Source organism: Pseudomonas sp. PDM21, assembly GCF_014852505.2.
Classification (GTDB): Bacteria; Pseudomonadota; Gammaproteobacteria; order Pseudomonadales; family Pseudomonadaceae; genus Pseudomonas.
On record NZ_CM181223.1, the window covers coordinates 68244 to 88726 of the forward strand.

The window sequence follows — 20483 nt, forward strand, 5'->3', positions numbered from 1 at the left end:
GCCCGCGCCGCGCGTGGCGCCGCAACTGCAATCCCCCGCCGAGGCCCCATGAGCGACGACGTCGAAGACAGCAGCACCCCCAAGGACCGCAAGTACGTCGAGGCGCTCGCCCGCGGACTGGACGTGCTGCGCGCCTTCACCCATGGCTCGGTGGTGCTCGGCAACCAGGAAATCTCGCGGATCACCGGCCTGCCCAAGGCGACGGTGTCGCGCATGACCTACACCCTCACCCAACTGGGCTACCTCTGCTACTCGCAGCAGCACGAGAAGTACCAGCTGGATTCCGGCGTGCTGGCGCTGGGTTACGCCTATGTCTCCAACCTGCGCGTACGCCAGCTGGCCAAGCCGTACATGGATGCCTTCGCCCGTCGCACCAACACCACGGTCGGCCTGACCTGCCGCGACTGGCTGTCGATGATCTACGTGGAAAACTGCCGTCCTCCGGAAGCTACCTCCCTGCGCATGGACGCCGGCGTGCGCCTGCCGCTGGCGACCACCGCTGCCGGCCGCGCGTACCTCGCCGCTACCCCGGAGCAGGAGCGTGAGCACCTGCTGTCGGCCCTGCAGGAACGCCACGAAGGCGATTGGTCGGTCATGCGTGCCTCGCTGGAGGCGTCCTTCGAGGAATTCCGCCAGCATGGTTTCTGCCTGTCCCTCGGCGACTGGGACCGCAACGTGCGCGCCGCCGGCGTACCGCTGCGCCTGGCCGACGGCGGGCTGATGGCGCTGACCTGCGGGGCGCCGTCGTTCCAGCTCAGCGAGGAAACGCTGTGCGGGTCGTTGGCGCATGAGTTGGAGATTCTGGCGCGGGATATCGAGAGCCTCGGGGCCTGATCGTCCGCAAGCTTTTGTAGGAGCGGAGCTTCTCCGCGATATCCATCGCGGCTGACTCGGGGCTCTATCTGAACGACGGCGTCATGCGCTCACGTAGGAGCGGACTCCGTCCGCGATGTGTCAGCCTCACGCCTTGTTTCCCGCGTCGCTTCGGCGTGCGCGCGAGCATTTTGTTTCGCCCCCTCGGGCGACCCACTTTGGAAAGACCCAAAGTAGGCAAAGGTCTTGCCCCTCCATCCGGTTTTTCGCCTAGGCGAAAAATACCCTCGTTGAATCGAAGTTTCAGGGGCACGCCACGAAGGGCCATCCCTGGCCCATCGTGGCTCTCGCGACATCCATGTCGCTCAACCCCTGAAACTCCAATTCAACGAGGCCTCCTGAAAGGGGCGGTCCGGAGTGCTCGGATGTCGCTCTGGAAGACTTCAAGAGCAATGGCGGTTAACTTCGAGGTTTCTCTCACGCGACTTCCATGAGCCTCGCATAAACCTTCAGGTGATGATCGTCGTCCCCCAGCTGGTGGCTGAGCATCACCAGGCGCTTGGCGTGGTGCGCCAGCACGTATTCCCAGGTCATGCCGATGCCGCCGTGCAGCTGGATCGCCTGCTCGGCCACAAAGCGCGCCGCGCGGGTGACGATGAACTTGGCCGCCGCCAGAGTGCGGCTGCGCTCGACGCTGTCGGGCTGGTCGGCGACGCAGGCGGCGAGGATCGCCATGCTGGTGGCCTGTTCCAGCTCGCTGCGCATGTCCACCATGCGGTGCTGCAGCACCTGGAACTTGCCGATAGGAGTGCCGAACTGCTTGCGCGTCTTCAGGTAGTCCAGGGTCAGCGCGCAGGCTTCCTGCAGGCTGCCGAGGGCTTCAGCGCACTGCGCGGCGATGGCACGGCCCTGTTGATAACGCAGCGCCGGTAGCGCTTCGCCCGGCAGGCCAACAGCCTCGCCGATGGCGCCGTCGAGAAACAGCTCGCAGGCGCGCTGGCCGTCGACCGTCGGGTAATCGCGGCGGCTCACGCCGGCCTGCTGCGGGTCGACGAGGAACAGGCCGATGCCCGCCTCGTCCCGCGCATTACCGGACACCCGCGCCGAGACCAGGATCGCTGTGGCGCTCTGCCCGCCGATCACCACCGCCTTGCGTCCGCTCAGCTTCCAGCCGTTACCGGTTTGCTCCGCACGGGTCTGCACGTCGTGCAACTGATAGTGGCTCTGGGGTTCTTCCAGCGCGACTGCCAGCTGCGCTTCACCGCTGGCGACGCGCGGCAGCCAGTGGTCCTGCTGCGCGACGCTGCCCAGCTGGGCGATCAGCCCACCGCCGTGCACTACCGATTGCAGGTAAGGCTCCAGGCACAGGCCACGGCCCAGTTCGGTGAGCACCAGCATGCTCTCCACGCCGCCGCCGAAGCCGCCGTGGCTTTCCGGCAGCGATACCGAGGTAAGCCCCAGCTCGCCGAGCTGGCGCCAGAAGTCGGTGCTGTAACCCAGCGTGGTTTTGCTGAAGCTCTCGCGCTTGTCGAACGGGTAAGCGTCGCGGACCAGGCGGGCCGCGGTGTCCTGCAGCATCTGCTGCTCTTCGCTCAGTTTGAAGTCCATGGTCCTGGCCTCACAGCTCGAGAATCATCTTGGAGACGATGTTCTTCTGGATTTCGTTGGAGCCGCCGAAGATCGACAGCTTGCGCAGGTTGAAATACTGGCTGGCTGGCGCGGCCGAGTAATCCGCATGCAGCGCCTCGCTGCCCAGCTCGAATTCGTCCTCGATGAAGGGCAGCGCGTAGGGGCCGAGCACCTTGCGCAGCAGGTGGCTGATCGCCTGGCGGATCTCGGTGCCCTTCACTTTCAGGATCGAGCTTTCCGCGCCCGGCACGCCGCCTTCGCGGGCGGCGGCGAGGATGCGCAGGGTGCTCATTTCGATGGCCATCAGCTGCATCTCCACCTCCGCCACCTGGGCGCGGAACAGCGGGTCTTCGAGCATCGGCCTGCCGTCGCACAGCTCGCGGCTGGCGACCTGCTTCAGGTGGGCGAGCACCGCCTTGGACGCGCCGATGCCGGCGAGCCCGGTGCGCTCGTAGGTCAGCAGGTACTTGGCGCAGGTCCAGCCTTCGTTCTCGCGGCCCACCAGGTTCTCCACCGGCACGCGCACGTTGTCGAAGAACACCTCGTTGACCTCGTGCTCGCCGTCCAGGGTGATGATCGGGCGCACGGTGATGCCGGGGGTCTGCATGTCGATCAGCAGGAAGCTGATGCCGCGCTGTTGCTGCGCCTCGGGGTCGGTGCGCACCAGGCAGAAGATCCAGTCGGCGTGCTGGCCGAGGGTGGTCCAGGTCTTCTGGCCGTTCACCACGTAATGGTCGCCGTCGCGCACGGCGCGGGTCTTCAGCGAAGCGAGGTCGGAGCCGGCGCCCGGCTCGGAGTAGCCCTGGCACCACCAGTCGGTGCCGTCGAGGATGCGCGGCAGGTAGTGCGCCTGCTGCTCGGGCGTGCCGAACCTGATGATCACCGGGGCGACCATGTTGACGCCGAAGGGGATGGTGCGCGGCGCGCCGAAGGCGGCGCATTCCTCTTCGAAGATGTGCTTCTGCACGGCGTTCCAGCCGGTGCCACCGAACGCCTCCGGCCAGTGCGTGGCGTACCAGCCCTGCTCGGCAAGCACGCGCTGCCAGCGCTGGTGGTCGCCCTTGTTCAGGTGTTTACCCAGGCGCACCTTGCTGGCGATGTCCTTGGGCAGCTGGCTGTCGAGGAAGCGGCGGACTTCATCGCGGAACGCCAGTTCGTCAGGGGTGAAGTGGATGTCCATGGTGGTCCTCTACAGATCGGCGAAGCGGCGGCCTTCGGCCACCAGGCGTTCGAGCAGCGGAGCGGGCTGCCACCAGGCGCCGAGGCGCTGGTGGAACTCGCGGATTCGTTCGAGCACTTGCGCAAGGCCGACGCTGTCGGCATAGAACAGCGGGCCGCCGCGCCAGGCGGGGAAGCCATAGCCGTTGAGGAAGATCACATCGACGTCGCTGGCGCGCTGGGCGATGCCTTCGTCGAGGATGTTGGCGGCCTCGTTGATCAGCGCGTAGAGGCAGCGCTCGACTATTTCTTCATCGGCGACCGGCGCGCGGGTGATGCCGCGGTCGGCGGCGGCCTGTTCCAGCATGGCCGGTAGCGCCGGGTTGTCCTGCGCGGCGCGACCTCCCTCGCCGTACTGGTAGAAGCCGGTGCCGGTCTTCTGCCCAAGCATGCCAGCGGCGATCAGGTGATCGAGCACCGTGGGCAGTGTCTGGCCGGGCTTGAGGTTCGGCCGCTGGCGCGAGCGGATCGCGTGGCTGATATCGAGGCCGGACAGGTCGCGTACCGCCAGCGGCCCCATGGCCATGCCGAAGCTGCGCAGTGCGCGGTCCACCTGCGCAGGCGTGGCGCCCTCCTCCAGGAGGAATTCGGCCTGGCGACCGTACTGGAAGATCATGCGGTTGCCGACGAAACCGTCGCACACGCCGACCACCACCGAGACCTTCTTCAGGTGCTTGCCGAGCTGCATGGCGGTGGCCAGCACGGTGTCCGAGGTGGCCTTGCCGCGTACCACTTCGAGCAGGCGCATGACGTTGGCCGGGCTGAAGAAGTGCAGGCCGACCACGTCCTGCGGACGCTTCGTGAAGGCGGCGATCTCGTCTAGGTCCAGCGACGAAGTGTTGCTGGCGAGGATCGCGCCGGGCTTGCAGTGGGCGTCCAGTTGTTCGAAGACCTGGCGCTTCACCTCCAGGCTTTCGAAGACGGCTTCGACCACCACGTCGGCATCACCCAGCGCGGCGTAGTCGAGCACGCCGCTGATCAGGCGCAGACGCCGCTCCATCTCCTCGGTGCCCAGGCTGCCGCGGGCCACGCTGGCGGCGTACAGGCTGCGGGCGCGGTCGAGGCCGCGTTGCAGGGCTTCGTCATTCACTTCCAGCAGTTGCACCGGGATGCCGGCGTTGGCAAAGCACAGCAGGATGCCGACACCCATGGTGCCGCCACCGATGACTGCGGCGCGGCGGATGTCCCGTGGCTGCACGTCGGCGGCCAGCCCGTCGACCTTGGCAGCCTCGCGCTCTGCGAAGAAGGCGTGGATCAGCGCGGCGCGCTGCGGGGATTCCATGCATTGCATGAACAGCTCGCGTTCGCGCAACAGGCCTTTGTGCAGCGGCAATTGCGTCGCGGCTTCCACCGCATCGATGCAGCGTTGCGGGGAGAACTGGCCGGGCAGGCGTTTCTGCACTTCGCCGCGCTTGTGGGCGATCAGCTCGGCGAGGCCGCTTTCCTGCACGCGCTCGTTGCGTTCGCCGGTGCGGCGCGGCCCTTTGCCGTCCGCCAGCAGTCGCTGGGCGAAGGCGAGTCCGGCGTCGATCAGGTCGCCGTCGAACAGCTCGTCGACGACGTTGAATTCGAGGGCCTGCGGCGCGCGGATCGGCGCGCCGGAGACGATCATGTCCAGGGCTTTTTCCACACCCGCGAGACGCGGCAGGCGCTGGGTGCCGCCGGCGCCGGGCAGCAGGCCAAGCTTCACTTCCGGCAGGCCGACCTGGGCATCGCGGCGGGCGATGCGGTAATGGCAGGCCAGGGCGACTTCCAGCCCGCCGCCCAGGGCGGTGCCGTGGATCACGGCGACGCTGGGCTTGCTGGCGCCTTCAAGGATATCGACGACCTCGGGCAGGGACGGCGCCTGCGGCGGCTTGCCGAACTCACGGATATCGGCGCCGGCCATGAAGGTGCGCCCGACGCAGACCAGCACCACCGCGCGTACCTGCGGATCGGCCTCGGCCTGCTGGAAGGCGGCGAGCAGCCCGGCGCGGACGGCGTGTCCGAGGGCGTTCACCGGTGGGTTGTCGACTGTCACCAGGGCTATCTCGCCCCGGCGTTCGAGCAGTACCGCATCTGACATGCTGAACTCCGTTTTAGCGTTGTTTTAACGGAATGATGTTTCGCTGTGCAGAATACGATGCTGTTTTTTATTGTCGGATTGCAAGTCCTTTTCGGAGGGGCCGCTGAGCACCCGATTGCTTCCCGGCAGGAAAAATCAGGGCCGCTGCGAGCTTCCCGCGACCAGCAGATCTCCGTGCACCTCGCAGTAGCATTCATCGTTCCAGCCGTAGTGCGGGTCGCGGCAGATCGAGTGGCGGACGGGGCCGGATTGGCCCGGCGCGCGGGTTCTCAGGCTGTCGCGCAGGGCCGCGTAGATCGAGCCGGGCTGCGGCCAGTCGGTGCGTACGGGACCTTCGCCGAGCTGGTTGCCGGCGCGCAGTTCGGCCCGCAGGATGGCGTCGAGCTCCGGGCAGAGCTGGGCGGTGGGCTGGCTTCTCATGGGAGTCCTTCCTGGAGCGAGATCGGTGGCAGCGCCGGCATTATCTGCAGTTTCCAGCGGCGCTTCGCCGGGTGGCCGTTTTGTCGGCTGGAAAGACCCCTTCATTCGCCTGGTGAATAGGGTTCGGCTGGCACGTCGGGCTTGGCATAGTGAAGCTCACCATCTGCGGGAGTGCGCGCCATGAACGAGTTCGAACACCAGTTGCTGGCGGTCAACGGGATCCAGCTCAGCCTCTACAGCTACGGGCCGGCGGACGGCAAGCCAGTGTGGATGCTGCACGGCTTTCCCGAGTGCTGGCATTCCTGGCAGCACCAGATGCGCGCCCTCGCCGCTTCCGGCTACCGCGTGTTCGTCCCGGAAATGCGGGGTTACGGCCAAACCAGCGCGCCGCCTGAGGTGGACGCCTACGACGTGCTGACGCTCTGCGCGGACATCCAGGGCGCCATGGATGCGCTGGGGCACGAGCGCGTGGCGATGGTCGGGCATGACTGGGGCGCGCCGGTGGCGTGGCACCTGGCGCTGCTGGAACCGCAGCGCGTGGCGGTGCTGGCGACGCTCTCGGTGCCCTTTGCCGGCCGCGCGAAGCGCCCGCCCGTGGAGATCATGCGCGAGGTGTTCGCTGGCAAGTTCTTCTACATCCTCTACTTCCAGCAGCCCGGCCGTGCCGAGGCCGAGCTGGATGCGGACATCGCGCAGAGTCTGCGCCACTTCCTGGGCGACAACGTGCGTCTGGCGCCGGATCAGTCCCCCGACGGCCGCCTGTTCGACGGCCTGCCACCGCCGGCGCACCCGGCCTGGTGCAGCGAAGAGGACTTCCAGTGGTACGTGCGGACCTTCGAGGGCCGGGGTTTCCACGGCGCGCTGAACTGGTACCGCAACTTCGAGCGCAGCTGGCAACGCACCGAGCCGCTGGCCGGGCGCAAGGTCGAGCAGCCGACGCTGTTCCTGATCGGTGACCGTGACCCGGTCGGCCGTTTCGAGGCTTACACCGTGCAGCGCATGCCCGAGCACGTGCCCAACCTCGAACAGCATGTGCTGGAGAACTGCGGCCACTGGATCCAGAGCCAGCAGCCGGAGCGGGTGAACGCGCTGCTGGGGGACTTCCTCGGCCGGCACTATCCGGCCTGAATCAGGCGTCGCGGTGCATGCCGATGTGCGGGATGTCGTCTTCCAGGTAGACCTCGGTCACCGGCGTGAAGCCATAGCGACCGTAGTAGCCCTGCAGGTGCGCCTGGGCAGAGAGGTACACCGGCAGCCCCGGCCAGCGCCGAGCGATGGCCTGCAGCGCCTGCTCCATGAGCTGGTGGCCCAGGCCGGTGCCGCGACCCTGCGGGGCGATCACCACGCGACCGATCACCACGTCGCCGTCGTGGCGTTGCGGGTCGAGCAGGCGCAGGTAGCCGATCAGCTTGCCCTCCTCTTCCACCATCAGGTGGCAGGTATCACCAAGCAGGTCCAGGCCATCCACTTCCTGGTAGGGGCATTTCTGTTCCACCACGAAGACTTCGGTGCGCAGCTGCAGGATGGCGTAGAGCTCTTCCTTGGTCAGGTCGCGGTGGTGCTTGCAGGTCCAGTTCAGGGCCATGTGGTGTTCACTCCGATCATCAAGGTGGCGTCTTCAGAGCGGCATGGTAGCGCGCCTCAGACCGGTGCGTGGAAGCGCAGCGTGGTCGAGCCGCCCAGGTGCCGGCGCAGCGCTTCGATGGCGACCTTCACCTTGGCCGGCTGGGCATCGCGGCGCGGAGTGACGGCATAGATGCCGAACGGCGGCAGCGTCCACTCCGGCAGCAGTCGCACCAGCCTGCCCTCCTCCAGTGCCTCGCGGACTTCCGGCTCGGGCTGGGCTGACACACCGAGGCCGTCTAGGGTGAACTGGCGCAGGGCGATCATGCTGTTGGCCGCCACGCGCGCCTCGAGTCGCAGCTTGCAGTTTTCCCCGCCCGGCCCGCTGAAGTTCAGGTAGGCCTGGTGCGCCACGGTATTCAGCGAGAGCCAGTCCACGCTCTGCAGTTGCTGTGGATGATCGAGGGCCGGCATGCGGCGCAGGTACGCGGGAGCGGCGCAGATGACGTTGTTCCACTCCGCCAGGTGCCTTGCCACCAGGCTGGAGTCGGACAGCGTGCCGACGCGGATGGCGAGGTCGATGCGCTGTTCGATCAGGTCGATCTGCTCGTCGTGGAAAAACAGCTGCAGGCGCAGTTGGCGGTGGTTCTCCAGCAGCGGGCGCAGCGCCTCGGTGATCAGTTTGCCGGAGAATCCCACTGGCGCGGCCAGGCGCAGTTCGCCCACCGGCGCCTCGCGCCATTCGCCCAGGCGCTGCTCGGCCTCCTCGGCGATGGCGAGCATCTGCGCGCAACTTCGGTAGAAGGCTTCGCCGGCCTCGGTCAGCGTCAGCTTGCGGGTGGTGCGGTGCAGCAACGTGACCTGGGCGTGGGCTTCGAGCTTGCGGATCTGCTGGCTGACTGCCGAAGGCGTCATGCCCAGCGCCTCGGCTGCGGCGGCCATGGAGCCGCGCGCGACCACTGTGGCGAACACCGCCATGCCGCGAAGATTGTCCATTGTGAAGCTCCGCTAAAGAGTGAAAGGCAAAATAGCGGGTTTTTCCCTGGATTGCCGGCGCCTAGGATGTCATCTCCCAAAATGGAGAAGAGAAAAGATGCCTTCGAGCCGTGCCACCGTCCCTACCCCCGATGCCGCGCGCTACCTCAAGCGCCTGTGCAACCACTTCGCCCATAAGCTGCCGGTCGAACTGACCGACGACCGTGGCGTGCTGCCCTTCGATTTCGGCACCTGCCGTCTGCACGCGACCCCGGAAGCGCTGCTGATGGACGCCGAGTCCACTGATGCGGAAGGCCTCGAGCGCCTGCAGAACGTGGTGGTCAGCCACCTCGACCGTTTCGCCTGGAAAGAAGGCCAGCTGCCGGTGAACTGGCAAGCCGCCTGACAACGCTGGCGAAAAAAGCGCAAAAACGGAAAAACCCGGCCAAGGCCGGGTTTTTTGTTGCCTGGAAAAAGCCAGGCGTCGCTGAGATTTCGTGACCGCTATTGCGAAAGTTGGTCACTGAAAAACCATGAATTACAGCATGGTCTATAAAGCGACCAGTCTATTGAGCAGCGTGCATTTGATTGCTTTTTAACCAAATTACAAAGTCAATACCTTGAAACATCTTGTAACCGTGTGGCCACATTTACCCCGAGTTATCCACACGGTCGATGCGCAAAATCTGCACAGAACGCCCCTTTGCCCGGAAAGCGGCCTGGTACGGCCAGCGCTCGACCAGCAATTCGCGCACGCCGGGCACTTCGCTGGGCACTCCGCTGCTGCTCTGTTCCAGGTTCGCCAGCGGGCTGACCTGCTCGACGATGTCCTGGATGGCCCGCAGTGCCTTCTCCGGGCCGATCAGCACGACGTAGTGGTCGTAGATGGCGTCCAGGTCAGCGGCGGCCTTGTGCGTCCACTGCAGGCTCATGCCAGGCCCCACTTGGCTTCGATGGCCGCGTGCTCCAGCAGGTGGCCGGCGTCGGCGTCCGCCACCCCTTCATCGATGGCTGCCACGTGCCAGCTCTGGCGCTCCAGGTACTGCGCCAGCGCTTGGCGCAGGTGGTAGGGCCGGTCCCGGTGGGTGGCGCGGGCCAGCTGGTCCAGCGCCGCCACGAGGGCATCATCGGCACGGAACGAGACAACGGTGGTCACTTTTTGAACAGCTCCGTTTACGCTGTATACAGTGTTTACAACGATAACATACGTATACGAATCAAGCACTTGAGGACGGGGAAGTTTTTCGCTTCGGGCGCCCGGAAAGGCGCCCGAAGGCCTGTGGATGCGGGCTGGAGCAGCACTTTCGCGGCGGCGAAAGTTGGCTTCCGGCTTCGGGGATTTGCCGGCGGGGCGAGGGGCATCAGGCTGGCGGGGCGAAGGCCTGATTCCCACACAACAACAACAGGAGCCCCCCGCCATGCTGCTCGATTACCTGATCATGCTGGTCTACGCCCTGGGCATGCTTGCCCTGGGCTGGTACGGAATGCGCAAGGCGCGCAACCAGAACGACTTCCTCGTCGCCGGGCGCCGTCTAGGCCCAGGGCTCTACCTGGGCACCATGGCTGCGGTGGTGCTCGGTGGCGCGTCCACCATCGGCACGGTGAAGCTGGGCTACCTCTACGGACTGTCCGGCCTCTGGCTGGTGTTCATGCTGGGCTTGGGGATCATCGTCCTCAGCCTGGTGTTCTCGCGGCAGATCGCGAGGCTGAAGGTCTACACCGTCACGCAGATCCTCGAGCAGCGCTACCAGGCGTCGTCGCGGCTGATCGGCGGCATCGTGATGGTTGCCTACGACCTGATGGTGGCGGTCACCGCGACCATTGCCATCGGCTCGGTGACCGAGGTGGTCTTCGAAATCCCGCGCATCCCGGCGATCCTCTGCGGCGGCGGCATCGTCATCGTCTATTCGGTGATTGGCGGCATGTGGTCGCTCACCCTCACCGACATCATCCAGTTCGTGATCAAGACCCTCGGCATCTTCGCCGTGCTGCTGCCGCTGTCGATCCACGAGGCGGGCGGCCTGTCGCGCATGCAGGAAGTGCTGCCGGCGGGCTTCTTCGATCTCGGCCACATCGGCCTGGACACCATCCTCACCTACTTCCTGCTGTACTTCTTCGGCGCGCTCATCGGCCAGGACATCTGGCAGCGCGTGTTCACCGCGCGTAGCGAGAAAGTGGTGCGCTACGCCGGCCTCGGCGCGGGCGTCTACTGCATGCTCTACGGCCTGGCCTGCGCACTGATCGGAGCCGCCGCCCATGTGCTGCTGCCCAACCTGGCGGTGCCGGAAAACGCCTACGCCGAAGTCACCCGCCAGGTGCTCCAGCCCGGCCTGCGCGGGCTGGTGGTCGCGGCGGCGCTGTCGGCCATCATGTCCACCGCCTCGGGGTGCCTGCTGGCCGCTGCCACGGTGTTCCAGGAGGACATCTACGCGCGCTTCCTGCGCCCCGGCGCGCCCAACGGCCTGCGTGAGAGCCGCCTGTTCACCTTGATGATGGGCGTGGTGATGCTGGCCCTGGCGTGCCTGGTGAACGACGTCATCGGCGCCCTGAGCATTGCCTACAACCTGCTGGTCGGCGGCCTGCTGGTGCCCATTCTCGGTGCCTTGCTGTGGCGCCGCGCCTCCGCCCGCGGCGCGATGGCGAGCATCGTCGTCGGCAGCCTGGTGGTGGTCGCCTTCATGGCCATCGACGGCGTGCTCGCCAATACCCCCATCGCCTACGGCCTGCTCGCCAGCCTGGTCACCTTCGTGGTGGTCAGCCTCGCCGGAGCACCCGCCGCCAGCCTGCAGGCGCAGGCCGACTGAACCTCAATCAGACAGGAGACGCCCCATGCCCCATGACTTCCCGCAACCCCTGGACGCCGCCCAGATACCGCGTTTCGCCGGCATCCCCAGCTTCATGCGCCTGCCGATCTTCGAGGACCCGGCGCAGGTGGATATCGCCTTGCTCGGCGTGCCCTGGGACGGCGGCACCACCAACCGCGCCGGCGCCCGTCACGGCCCGCGAGAAGTGCGCAACCAGTCGAGCCTGATGCGCAAGGTGCACCACGTCAGCCACATCGCGCCCTATGACCTGCTGCGCATCGGCGACATCGGCGACGCCCCGGTGAACCCCATCGACCTGCTGGATTCGCTCAAGCAGATCGAGGGCTTCTACCGGCGCATCCATGCCGCCGGCACCGTCCCGCTGTCGGTCGGCGGCGACCACCTGGTGACCCTGCCGATCTTCCGCGCACTGGCCGCGGAGCGGCCTATCGGCATGGTGCACTTCGACGCCCACTCCGACACCAATGACCGCTACTTCGGCGACAATCCCTACACCCACGGCACGCCGTTCCGTCGCGCCATCGAGGAAGGGCTGCTGGACCCGAAACGCACGGTGCAGATCGGCATTCGCGGCTCGATCTATGACGCCGACGACGAAGCCTTCGCCCTTGAGCAAGGTATCCGGGTGATCCACATGGAAGAGTTCGCTGACCTGGGCGTCGCCGCCACCCTGGCCGAAGTGCGCCGGGTGGTGGGGCAGGGGCCGACCTACGTGACCTTCGACGTCGACGTGCTCGACCCGGCCTACGCGCCCGGCACCGGCACGCCGGAGATCGGCGGCATGACCACGCTGGAGGCGCAGCACATGATCCGCGGGCTGCAAGGGTTGAACCTGATCGGTGCCGATGTGGTGGAGGTATCGCCGCCGTTCGACCAGGGCGGGGCGACCGCGCTGGTGGGCGCCACCATGATGTTCGAGTTGCTCTGCGTGCTGGCCGATTCGGTCGCGGCGCGCCGTTGACCACCCTGGGGGTTCACGGGGCGGCGCGCTCGGCGCTATAACGAAAGGCCTGCGCCCGCCGCCACGAGAACTCCCATGCTGGGCAATCTTTCCGATATCGACCTGCGCCTGCTGCGCACCTTCTGCACCATCGTCGAGGCGGGCGGCTTCACCGCCGCCCAGGTGCGCCTGAACACCAGCCTGTCGCGGCTGAGCGTGCTGGTGCGCGATCTCGAACTGCGCCTGGGCTATTCGCTGTGCCGGCGCGGCAGCAGCGGCTTCCAGCTCACCGAGGAAGGGCAGCAGCTGTACGAGGCGGCGCTCGGGTTGTTCGTCGATATCGAGCGTTTCCGCGAGCAGGTCACCGGCCTCGGCGGCCGCGACCGCGAAGTGCTGCACCTGGGCTGCGTCGACGGTGTGCTCGGCCAGCACTGCTGGCCGCTGCCGCTGGCGCTCCGGCTGTTCCGCGAGAGGCATCCACGGGTGCGCCTGAACCTGCACACCCAGCGCCCGGACGAGCTGGAAAACGCCGTGCTGGAGGAGCGCCTGCAACTGGCCATTGGCGCCTTCCACCATCGCCTGTCGGGTCTGTGCTACCAGCTGCTGTTCCGCGAAGAGCAGAACCTCTATTGCGCCCAGGGGCACCCGTTCTTTGCGCGTGCGCAGGACGAGCCTTCGCTGGAGCAGATCTGCGCGGCCGAATACGTCGGCCGCGGCTACATGACAGAGAGCCGGCGGCCCCACGGGCTGGTCTTCAGCCGCGCCACCAACGCCTACAGCATGGAGGCCATCGCCAACCTGGTGTTCAGCGGCACCTTCATCGGCTACCTGCCCACGCACTACGCCGCGGAGTGGGTCGCACAGGATCGCCTGCGGGCGATCCGCCCGGCGCAGCTGGCCTATGTCTCGGAGTTCCATTGCGTGACCCGCCAGGGGGCCGAGCCCGGCGAGGTGCTGGGGGCCTTCCTCGATGCCCTGGAGCGCGCCCAGGCCGAACTGGGTAGCGGAGAGCCTGCGTGAGCGATGGCCTGCCGGCATTGCGCGAGGACGGTTTCGTCCTGCTGCGCGGCCTGCTGGATGCCGAACAGGTTGCCCGGGTGCGCTCGCTGATCGACGGCCTGCGCCCGCTGCACTGGGACTACGAAGGGCTGGTGGATCACTACAAGTGCGTGTTCAACCGCTCGCCGCGCTGGCTGCCGTACCTCGATCCACCGGGGTTGATCGAGCTGGCGGAAGCCGCGCTGGGCGCGGACTGCCACGTGATCGGCCAGACCGCCTGGCGCTGCCATCCCGGCTTCATCGGCGCGGACATGCACCAGGACTACCTGCCTGTCGCGTTGCCGGGAACGGGCATCGAACTGCCGATGTTCATCTGCACCGCGCAGGTCTACCTCGACGATATCGACGAGGCGCTGTGTCCGACCTGGGTGATCCCCGGCAGCCATCGCGCCGGCCGCGCGCCGGCATCGAACGAGCGCGAATGGGCGGGCAGGGCGGCCGAGCCGGTGCTGTGCAGCGCGGGCGATTGCCTGCTGTTTCGCAGCGACCTGTGGCACGCCGGCAGCCGCAACTTGAGCGAGCGCACGCGCTACCTGCTGCAGGTGCACTATGGGCGCCGGATGGTCGCGCAGAAGTTCTCGCCCTATCTGAGCTGGACCTTCAACCCCGAGGTGCTCGCCGCCTGCACGCCTCGACAACTCCGGCTGCTGGGCGATCACGAAGAGGCCGAGTACGACTGAATGGGAGACTCACTGATGAAGGCTGTACATGCCGGCGGCTGCCATTGCGGTCAGCTGCGCTACGAGTGCGATGCCGCGCTGACGGACGTCGCCCATTGCCATTGCTCGATCTGCCGGCGCACCACCGGCGGTATCGTCACCACCTGGGCCACGGTGCCTCTGGACAGCTTCCGCTGGACCCTCGGGACGCCGGCCGAGTATCGCTCCTCGGCGTCCTGCATCCGCTACTTCTGCAGTCGCTGCGGCGCGCAGCTGGCGCTGTTCACCGACCAGGCACCGGAGACCCTCGACCTCACGACGGCGACGCTGGACGAGGTGGCGACAGTGCTGCCGGACCGGCATATCTGGGTGAAGAGCCGCTTGCCCTGGATACACCTGGACGAGCAGTTGGAAGAGGAGTGGGAAGAGAAGCTTTAGCGCTGCCGCGCCGACGTCAGGGTGACGCTTCGTAGGATGGGTGGAGCGCAGCGATACCCATGCGGTCGGCGCGGCGGATTGATGGGTATCGCTGCGCTCCACACCATCCTACAAGGGCAGTCACGGAGTCTCAGGGCAGCTCCAGTCCGCCCGATGCCTTGTGCAGCTCGCGCAGGTGCGCGCCGATCTGCTTGGTGTTGGCTTCCAGCGCAGCCAACTCGTCACGGCGCTCGGGTGTCAGCAGGGCGCGCACTTCACGGTCGAGGTTGTCGCTGAGCTGGCGCAGGCGCTGCTGGCGCTGCTGCGTCTGTTTCTCCAGGGTTGCCGTCTCCGGCGCCTGGGGCAGGCCGTAGCCGCCGTCGAGCAGCTCGGCCGGGCGACTGAGGAAGCCGCTGTCGTCGAGGATCTGCTGCAAGGTCTTGCCGGCCGCGGCGAGGTCCGGCTTGCTCTTCATGGCGTCCGGGTTGCTCAGGTACAGGCGCTTGAGTTCGTCCTGGGCCAACAGCAGCTGGCGGCGCAGCGAGGCCTGTTCGAGCAGCAGCAGGGCGGCGCTCGAGCGCAGGTCGGCCTTGTCGAACCACGGGCGGCGCTCGACGGCGGGCAGGGCGAGCCAGTCCTCGACCTTGTCCTGCGGGACGTTCATGCGCTGCTTCAGCACATCGAACATGGCCTGGTAGCGGTCGCGGAAGGAGTCGAAGCGATAGCCCAGGCGCAGCGCTTCCTTGGGATCCTCCAGCACGCTGGCGTCGGCGATGCCCTTGTTCTCCAGCAGGCCGAGCACGCCGTAGGGCGTGATGCTGTCCATGCTCTGCAGGCTCTGGCGCTGGATGCCGCTGCGCAGCAGCTTGAGCGTCTCCACCGCGCAGTTGTTGGACAGGAAGTAGTAGTTGCCGTCGTAGCTCCAGTGGCTCTGCGCCGAGCGCTCCACCAGGCTGGCGACCTCGTCGCGGTTGAGCCGTAGTGGAATCGAGGCGAGGCTGCGCAGTTCGACCTTGGTGTACTCCTCGATCACCTGGGACAGCGGCAGCACGAACAGGCGCGAGGGGTAGGCGCCGGTCAGGCCGTCCCAGCTGGAGAGCTGCAGGTCGCCGACGAAGGCGCGGTAGGACAGCACCAGGTGCTGGTCGAGGTCCAGGCGGCAGGCCGGGCCGCGTGGGCGCCCCGGTGCGCAGACCACCAGGCGCAGCATGGTGTGGCCCCAGCGGCTGGCGATCTCGTTGTTGGCCTCGGCGATCAGGTAGTCGACCTCGTAGACGCGCTCCGGGTCGAGATACCCCAGTGGCTGGCGGCCGAAGTCGCGGCCGGCGTTGAGGTAGGCGTACTGGGTCGAACATTCGTCATGCGGGCGCTCGCCGAAGCGTTCCGCATAGTAGCGGTACAGCGCCGGGCGGCGGCAGGCGAAGCTGCGGTCGAGGAGGAAGTACTCCATGTTCACCGCGACGTACTCGCGCGGGTTGGTCAGCTCGTAGCGGTCCGGGCTGCGCAGCAGGAAGCGGTTGTGCTGTTCGCGCTCGCCATGCTTGCCGGCGTATTGCGGCCAGCCGGCGAGGTCGAGCAGGCGCGGGTCGTCCGAGAGGCTGAAGCGGCGGCCGGTCTGGCCACGGCAATCGTCCGGTGCGCCGACGCGGCCGAGGCTCTTGTCGCGCATCGTGCAGCGGCGGATCACCCGGCCTTCGTCGGCATCCCAGAGGCGCGCGCGGTCGTAGAGGTGGGTCAGCTCATGGAGCAGGGTGGCCAGTAGTTCGCGGCGCAGGGTGCCGTGGGTGCGGCCGGTCTGCTCGGTGGCGGCGCTGCCGTCGGTGAGCGGGCCGAGATAGCGGGTATTGAGGGCGATGGCGCCAGGGCGCAGGGTGCGGCCCATGCCATTGCTGGGCAGGTCGTCGCGCCACTGCACCTGGACGCTGCGGTCCAGGCGCTGCACGAAGCTGTCCGGCAGGGTGTGCAGAGCTTCGTCCAGCAGTTGCTGGCTGGCCTGGCGCTGGGCGGCATTCAGGCCGTCGGCGTCCAGCTCCAGGCGGAGCGAGGCGTGGCTGCTGGCGGCGACTATCAGTGCCAGGGCCGCCAGCCAGCGGCCAGCCCGGAGTCTCACAGAGCGAGGATGGCTTCGGCCAGGTCCTGGTCGGAGGCTTCGCGAGCCTGCGGCACCTGCTCGCGCAGTACCTTGAACGCGGCTTCCAGTTGCGCACCACGGATCGCGCCGTCGCTGCCAACGTAGCTGGCGGCATCGTCACGGGCTTCGCGGACGACTTTCATGTCACGCACGGAGGTGGTGGTGTCCGAGGTGAAGTCGATGCTGCGGGCGAAGGCGTTGGTGGTGATGTTGAACACGCGGATCACCGATTGGGCCTGGGCGGTGGAGGCGCAGGCGGCAAGCAGGAGGCCGAGGATCAGGGGGCTCTTGGAAAGCGAGCTGAGGCGCATGGATGTCTCCGAAAGGGCAGCGGGAGCTGCTCACGACTTATTTGGCAAGAATGGCTTCGGCCAGTTCCCGATCGTTTGCCGCCAGCGCCGGGTATTTCTGCCGCAGCCAGTGCAGCGCAGCTTCCAGGCGTGCGCCTCTGACAGCGCCATCCGTGGCAACGAACTGGGCCGCGTCATCACGGGCACCGCGCAGCAGCTTGTTGTCGAACGGCGCGCTGGTGACCTGGCTGGTGATGTAGCTGGTCCCCACCGGGAACTGAGTCGTCTGGTCGAACGCCTGGGCGGGCAGGGGACAGGTCAGTAGTGGCAGCAGGAACAGCAGGGTACGCATGGGCTTGGGCGATCGGGAAAGCACGGCCGCCAAGGCTAACGGAATGCGCGTGGGAGAGCCAGCGCAGAGCGCCGGGCGGAGCGCCCGGCGCGGAGGGTTAAGCCGATCAGATGGTCAGGATGGCCTGGGCCAGTTGCTGGTCATTGGCGGCCAGGGTCGGCAGCTTGCTGCGGATGTGGGCGAGGGCGGCTTCCAGGTGCGCGCCGCGGATCTGCCCCTGGCTGGCGACAAAGGTGGCCGCGTCGTCACGGGCTTCGAGGACGATCTTGTCGTCCTTGAAGGAGTTGCTCAGGTCCGAGGTGCCATCAGAGGTGGCGCCGGTGGCACGCACCGACAGGTCGGTGGTGTAGACGAAGCTGGTGGCGTAGGCGCCGGTGGCGCAGCCGATCAGGGCGGCAGCGGCGATCAGGCGAAGGCTGTTCTTCATGGAGTGGCTCCGGATAAGACCAAGCAAAGGTGGCCGGGGCGGCCACTCTAACTGTGCTCAGACTAGCCAAGACTGACCGGCGTCACCAGCATTCAGCGCCAGAATGGTTTCGAGATTTCTCGCACACGTTCGCTGGGGCTGATGCCGATATCCGCCAACTGAAGGCTGGTGAGTTCGGCGAGCTGGCGGCGGGTTCGCGCATTGCGCAGCCATTCACCAAGCAAGGCTGGTAGACGACGCAGCAGCAGCGCGGGCGGCGGAGTGGGCAGTTCGGATGACAGTGCGCGTTCCATGGCAGACCTCCTCGTAACCGTGATGGTTGGTCAATACAGGCTCGCACTGGTCGAGATGGCGCATCAGAGGCAGCGAGGGGTTATTGCAGGAGTACAGCGAGGGGAAATTCAGAACTGTACCGCCGTGGCTGAAGCTGGCTGTTCTGTGATCAGCGAGGGGAGGTGGTGCGGAAAAAGCGGCTTCCAGAATGCCACGGGCCGCTCCAGATGAGCGGCCTCAGGCAAACTACCAGTACAGTTGCGGCGAGCCTGGAGAGTGTGGCTCAGTTGTACTGTTGAATCAGCGCCAGAACGGCTTGTTCAGTTCGGCGTAACGCTGGGCTTCGCTGATACCGGCGTCGGCCAGCAGGCGGGAGTCCAGGCGAGCCAGTTGACGGCGGCTTTCCATGCGGCGCTGCCACAGGCGAACGGTGCCGACGAGGCCACGGTGGGCGCTGGAGGTGCTACGGGTAGTGCTCAGAGCTGCGGAACCGAGGGTACGTTCCATGGTGGTCATCCTTCTCGCTTGTGGCGAGTAGTCAGTTGCTGAATGGATTGAGCATATGATCTGACTTTTTGGTCAGGGATGACAGGTACAGTTGTACTGTATTGCGGCTGGTCAGGCGATTGTAATTTTGAACTGTAATGGTCTTTTTCGGGGCGAACTGTACCGTTGCGCTCCATTCTGGTGCGCAATTGACGGGTGTCTGAGGTTTTTCGAGGCTGCCGGCCAGGGTGGCGGCGGGGGGAGCTGAACAGTTGGAGCGGGATAAAAATCTGTTCAGGAGTGTTTTTACGTGGTTTTTTTCCGGCTGTAAACCCTTGCGGGCCATTCATTGCTGAATGACCCGCAAAGCGTCTGGAATCAGCTCGCCGCCAGCATGTGGCCGCGTTCTTCCAGATTGATATGCCACTCCAGGGCCTCGCGCAGGATGTGCGGGGTATGGCCGCCGCGCTCGCAGGCGGCATCGAAGTAACTGTTCAGGGCGTCTCGGTAGGACGGGTGCACACAGTTGTCGATGATCACCCGCGCACGCTCGCGCGGTGCCAGGCCACGCAGGTCGGCCAGGCCGACTTCGGTGACGAGGATGTCCACGTCGTGCTCGGTGTGGTCGACGTGGCTGACCATCGGCACCACGCTGGAGATGTTGCCGCCCTTGGCGATGGACTTGGTGACGAAGATGGCCAGGTGCGCGTTGCGGGCGAAGTCACCCGAGCCGCCGATGCCGTTCATCATCTTCGTGCCGCCCACGTGGGTGGAGTTCACGTTGCCGTAGATGTCGAATTCCAGCGCGGTGTTGATGCCGATGATGCCTAAGCGACGAACCACTTCGGGGTGGTTGGAGATTTCCTGCGGGCGCAGCACCAGCTTGTCCTTGTAGCGCTCCAGGTTGCCGAACACGTCGGCGTTGCGGCGGGTCGACAGGGTGATGGAGCTGCCCGAGGCGAAGCGCAGCTTGCCGGCGTCGATCAGGTCGAAGGTCGAGTCCTGCAGTACTTCGGAGTACATGGTCAGGTTCTCGAAGGGCGACTCGATCAGGCCGCACATCACCGCGTTGGCGATGCTGCCGATGCCGGCCTGCAGCGGGCCGAGGCTGTTGCTCATGCGGCCAGCGTCCACTTCACGCTTGAAGAAGTCGATCAGGTGGTTGGCGATACCCTGGGTTTCGTCGTCCGGCGGCAGCACGGTGGACGGCGAGTCCGCCTGGTCGTTGACGACGATGGCGACAATCTTTTCCGCCGGGATCGGGATGGCGGTGCTGCCGATGCGGTCGTCGACCTTGGTCAGCGGGATCGGTGTGCGGGTCGGGCGGTAGGTTGGGATATAGATGTCGTGCAGGCCTTCCAGGTTGGTGTTGTGCGCGACGTTGATCTCGACGATCACTTGCTTGGCGAAGATCGCGAAGCTGGCCGAGTTGCCCACCGAGGTAGTCGGCACGATGTGGCCTTCCTCGGTGATGGCGACGGCTTCGATGACAGCGATGTCCGGCAGCTTGAGCTGGTGGTTGCGCAGCTGCTCAACGGTTTCGGAGAGGTGCTGGTCGATGAACATCACGTCGCCAGCGTTGATCGCCTTGCGCAGGGTGCTGTCCACCTGGAAGGGCATGCGACGGGCCAGCACGCCGGCTTCGGTGAGCTGCTTGTCGAGGTCGTTGCCCAGGCTGGCGCCGGTCATCAGGCTGATGCGCAGCGGCTCCTGCTTGGCGCGCTCGGCGAGGGCCTTGGGTACGGCTTTGGCTTCGCCGGCGCGGGTGAAACCGCTCATGCCGACGGTCATGCCGTCCTTGATAAGGGCCGCGGCCTGGTCGGCAGTCATCACCTTGTCCAACAGGGAGGACATACGCACGCGATCACGGAACATGGGAAAACCTCGGGCAGTAGGAAGTGCGAGGCCGCCAGTCTAGGGACTCGGCGATTTTTGGCTCTT

Annotated in this window: 24 protein-coding genes; 8 read left to right on the forward strand and 16 right to left on the reverse strand. The window is 66.3% G+C overall.

The genetic code is table 11. The features are described 5' to 3' along the window. Positions 1–48: 48 nt before the first annotated feature. Positions 49–834 carry an IclR family transcriptional regulator gene (locus IB275_RS00320; protein ID WP_192294294.1) on the forward strand — a complete coding sequence of 262 codons (786 nt, stop codon included), beginning with the start codon at positions 49–51 and terminating at the stop codon, positions 832–834. Positions 835–1290: 456 nt separating this feature from the next. Here the strand turns inward: IB275_RS00320 and IB275_RS00325 are convergent, their stop codons facing one another. The 4 genes from IB275_RS00325 to IB275_RS00340 form a co-directional block, all read right to left on the reverse strand. Then, entirely contained in the window at positions 1291–2421 is a 1131-nt protein-coding gene (locus IB275_RS00325; RefSeq protein WP_192294292.1) for an acyl-CoA dehydrogenase family protein, read from the reverse strand. Positions 2422–2431: 10 nt separating this feature from the next. After that, positions 2432–3622, reverse strand: a complete 1191-nt coding sequence (locus IB275_RS00330; RefSeq protein ID WP_192294290.1) for an acyl-CoA dehydrogenase family protein — start codon at positions 3620–3622, stop codon at positions 2432–2434. Positions 3623–3631: 9 nt separating this feature from the next. Next, positions 3632–5725: a 3-hydroxyacyl-CoA dehydrogenase NAD-binding domain-containing protein gene (locus tag IB275_RS00335; RefSeq protein WP_192294288.1), complete on the reverse strand. Its 2094-nt coding sequence runs from the start codon at positions 5723–5725 to the stop codon at positions 3632–3634. Positions 5726–5860: 135 nt separating this feature from the next. Continuing rightward, positions 5861–6145 carry a hypothetical protein gene (locus tag IB275_RS00340; RefSeq protein WP_192294286.1) on the reverse strand — a complete coding sequence of 95 codons (285 nt, stop codon included), beginning with the start codon at positions 6143–6145 and terminating at the stop codon, positions 5861–5863. Between the two features lie 180 nt (positions 6146–6325). Between IB275_RS00340 and IB275_RS00345 the strand changes: the two genes are divergently transcribed. Then, a complete protein-coding gene (locus tag IB275_RS00345) occupies positions 6326–7273 on the forward strand; it encodes an alpha/beta fold hydrolase (protein ID WP_192294283.1) in 948 nt (315 codons plus the stop codon). Position 7274: 1 nt separating this feature from the next. Here the strand turns inward: IB275_RS00345 and IB275_RS00350 are convergent, their stop codons facing one another. Continuing rightward, positions 7275–7730, reverse strand: coding sequence for a GNAT family N-acetyltransferase (locus IB275_RS00350; protein ID WP_192294281.1), 456 nt, complete (start codon positions 7728–7730; stop codon positions 7275–7277). 56 nt (positions 7731–7786) lie between these two features. Further along, entirely contained in the window at positions 7787–8704 is a 918-nt protein-coding gene (locus tag IB275_RS00355) for a LysR family transcriptional regulator (RefSeq protein ID WP_192294279.1), read from the reverse strand. A gap of 97 nt (positions 8705–8801) precedes the next feature. Here IB275_RS00355 and IB275_RS00360 point away from each other — a divergent pair, with 97 nt between their 5' ends. After that, entirely contained in the window at positions 8802–9089 is a 288-nt protein-coding gene (locus IB275_RS00360) for a DUF2218 domain-containing protein (protein ID WP_192294277.1), read from the forward strand. Positions 9090–9333: 244 nt separating this feature from the next. On the opposite strand, the gene IB275_RS00365 is transcribed toward IB275_RS00360, so the two are convergent. Both IB275_RS00365 and IB275_RS00370 read right to left on the reverse strand, forming a co-directional pair. Beyond that, positions 9334–9615, reverse strand: coding sequence for a type II toxin-antitoxin system RelE/ParE family toxin (locus IB275_RS00365; protein WP_192294275.1), 282 nt, complete (start codon positions 9613–9615; stop codon positions 9334–9336). Then, a complete protein-coding gene (locus IB275_RS00370; protein WP_045213580.1) occupies positions 9612–9839 on the reverse strand; it encodes a CopG family ribbon-helix-helix protein in 228 nt (75 codons plus the stop codon). Before IB275_RS00370 ends, IB275_RS00365 begins: the two co-directional genes overlap by 4 nt. 262 nt (positions 9840–10101) lie before the next feature. On the opposite strand from IB275_RS00370, the gene IB275_RS00375 reads away from it, so the two are divergent. From IB275_RS00375 to IB275_RS00395, 5 genes are all read left to right on the forward strand, one after another. Beyond that, on the forward strand, positions 10102–11487 hold the full coding sequence (locus IB275_RS00375) for a sodium:solute symporter family protein (protein WP_192294273.1): 1386 nt from the start codon (positions 10102–10104) through the stop codon (positions 11485–11487). Positions 11488–11512: 25 nt separating this feature from the next. Then, positions 11513–12469, forward strand: coding sequence for an agmatinase (gene speB / locus IB275_RS00380; RefSeq protein WP_081518919.1), 957 nt, complete (start codon positions 11513–11515; stop codon positions 12467–12469). Positions 12470–12544: 75 nt separating this feature from the next. Continuing rightward, positions 12545–13468 carry a LysR family transcriptional regulator gene (locus IB275_RS00385; RefSeq protein ID WP_192294271.1) on the forward strand — a complete coding sequence of 308 codons (924 nt, stop codon included), beginning with the start codon at positions 12545–12547 and terminating at the stop codon, positions 13466–13468. Beyond that, positions 13465–14187: a phytanoyl-CoA dioxygenase family protein gene (locus tag IB275_RS00390; protein ID WP_192294269.1), complete on the forward strand. Its 723-nt coding sequence runs from the start codon at positions 13465–13467 to the stop codon at positions 14185–14187. The genes IB275_RS00385 and IB275_RS00390 overlap by 4 nt, the downstream gene beginning before the upstream one ends. Positions 14188–14202: 15 nt before the next feature. Beyond that, the gene (locus IB275_RS00395) at positions 14203–14604 is read left to right on the forward strand and encodes a GFA family protein (RefSeq protein ID WP_081519183.1); all 402 of its coding nucleotides are present in this window, start codon (positions 14203–14205) and stop codon (positions 14602–14604) included. A gap of 130 nt (positions 14605–14734) precedes the next feature. On the opposite strand, the gene IB275_RS00400 is transcribed toward IB275_RS00395, so the two are convergent. From IB275_RS00400 to scpC, 8 genes are all read right to left on the reverse strand, one after another. Then, entirely contained in the window at positions 14735–16693 is a 1959-nt protein-coding gene (locus tag IB275_RS00400; RefSeq protein WP_192294267.1) for a DUF7844 domain-containing protein, read from the reverse strand. Further along, on the reverse strand, positions 16690–17025 hold the full coding sequence (locus IB275_RS00405) for a DUF2388 domain-containing protein (protein WP_192294266.1): 336 nt from the start codon (positions 17023–17025) through the stop codon (positions 16690–16692). Before IB275_RS00405 ends, IB275_RS00400 begins: the two co-directional genes overlap by 4 nt. A 37-nt stretch (positions 17026–17062) precedes the next feature. Then, positions 17063–17356 carry a DUF2388 domain-containing protein gene (locus IB275_RS00410; RefSeq protein WP_192294264.1) on the reverse strand — a complete coding sequence of 98 codons (294 nt, stop codon included), beginning with the start codon at positions 17354–17356 and terminating at the stop codon, positions 17063–17065. Positions 17357–17462: 106 nt separating this feature from the next. Next, on the reverse strand, positions 17463–17783 hold the full coding sequence (locus IB275_RS00415) for a DUF2388 domain-containing protein (protein ID WP_081518914.1): 321 nt from the start codon (positions 17781–17783) through the stop codon (positions 17463–17465). Positions 17784–17875: 92 nt separating this feature from the next. Beyond that, entirely contained in the window at positions 17876–18076 is a 201-nt protein-coding gene (locus IB275_RS00420) for a DUF1127 domain-containing protein (protein WP_192294262.1), read from the reverse strand. A gap of 280 nt (positions 18077–18356) precedes the next feature. After that, the gene (locus IB275_RS00425; RefSeq protein ID WP_015474893.1) at positions 18357–18563 is read right to left on the reverse strand and encodes a DUF1127 domain-containing protein; all 207 of its coding nucleotides are present in this window, start codon (positions 18561–18563) and stop codon (positions 18357–18359) included. Between the two features lie 31 nt (positions 18564–18594). Then, positions 18595–18888, reverse strand: coding sequence for a hypothetical protein (locus IB275_RS00430; protein ID WP_192294260.1), 294 nt, complete (start codon positions 18886–18888; stop codon positions 18595–18597). Between the two features lie 32 nt (positions 18889–18920). Beyond that, positions 18921–20417 carry a succinyl-CoA:acetate CoA-transferase ScpC gene (gene scpC, locus IB275_RS00435; RefSeq protein ID WP_192210480.1) on the reverse strand — a complete coding sequence of 499 codons (1497 nt, stop codon included), beginning with the start codon at positions 20415–20417 and terminating at the stop codon, positions 18921–18923. Positions 20418–20483: the final 66 nt, after the last annotated feature.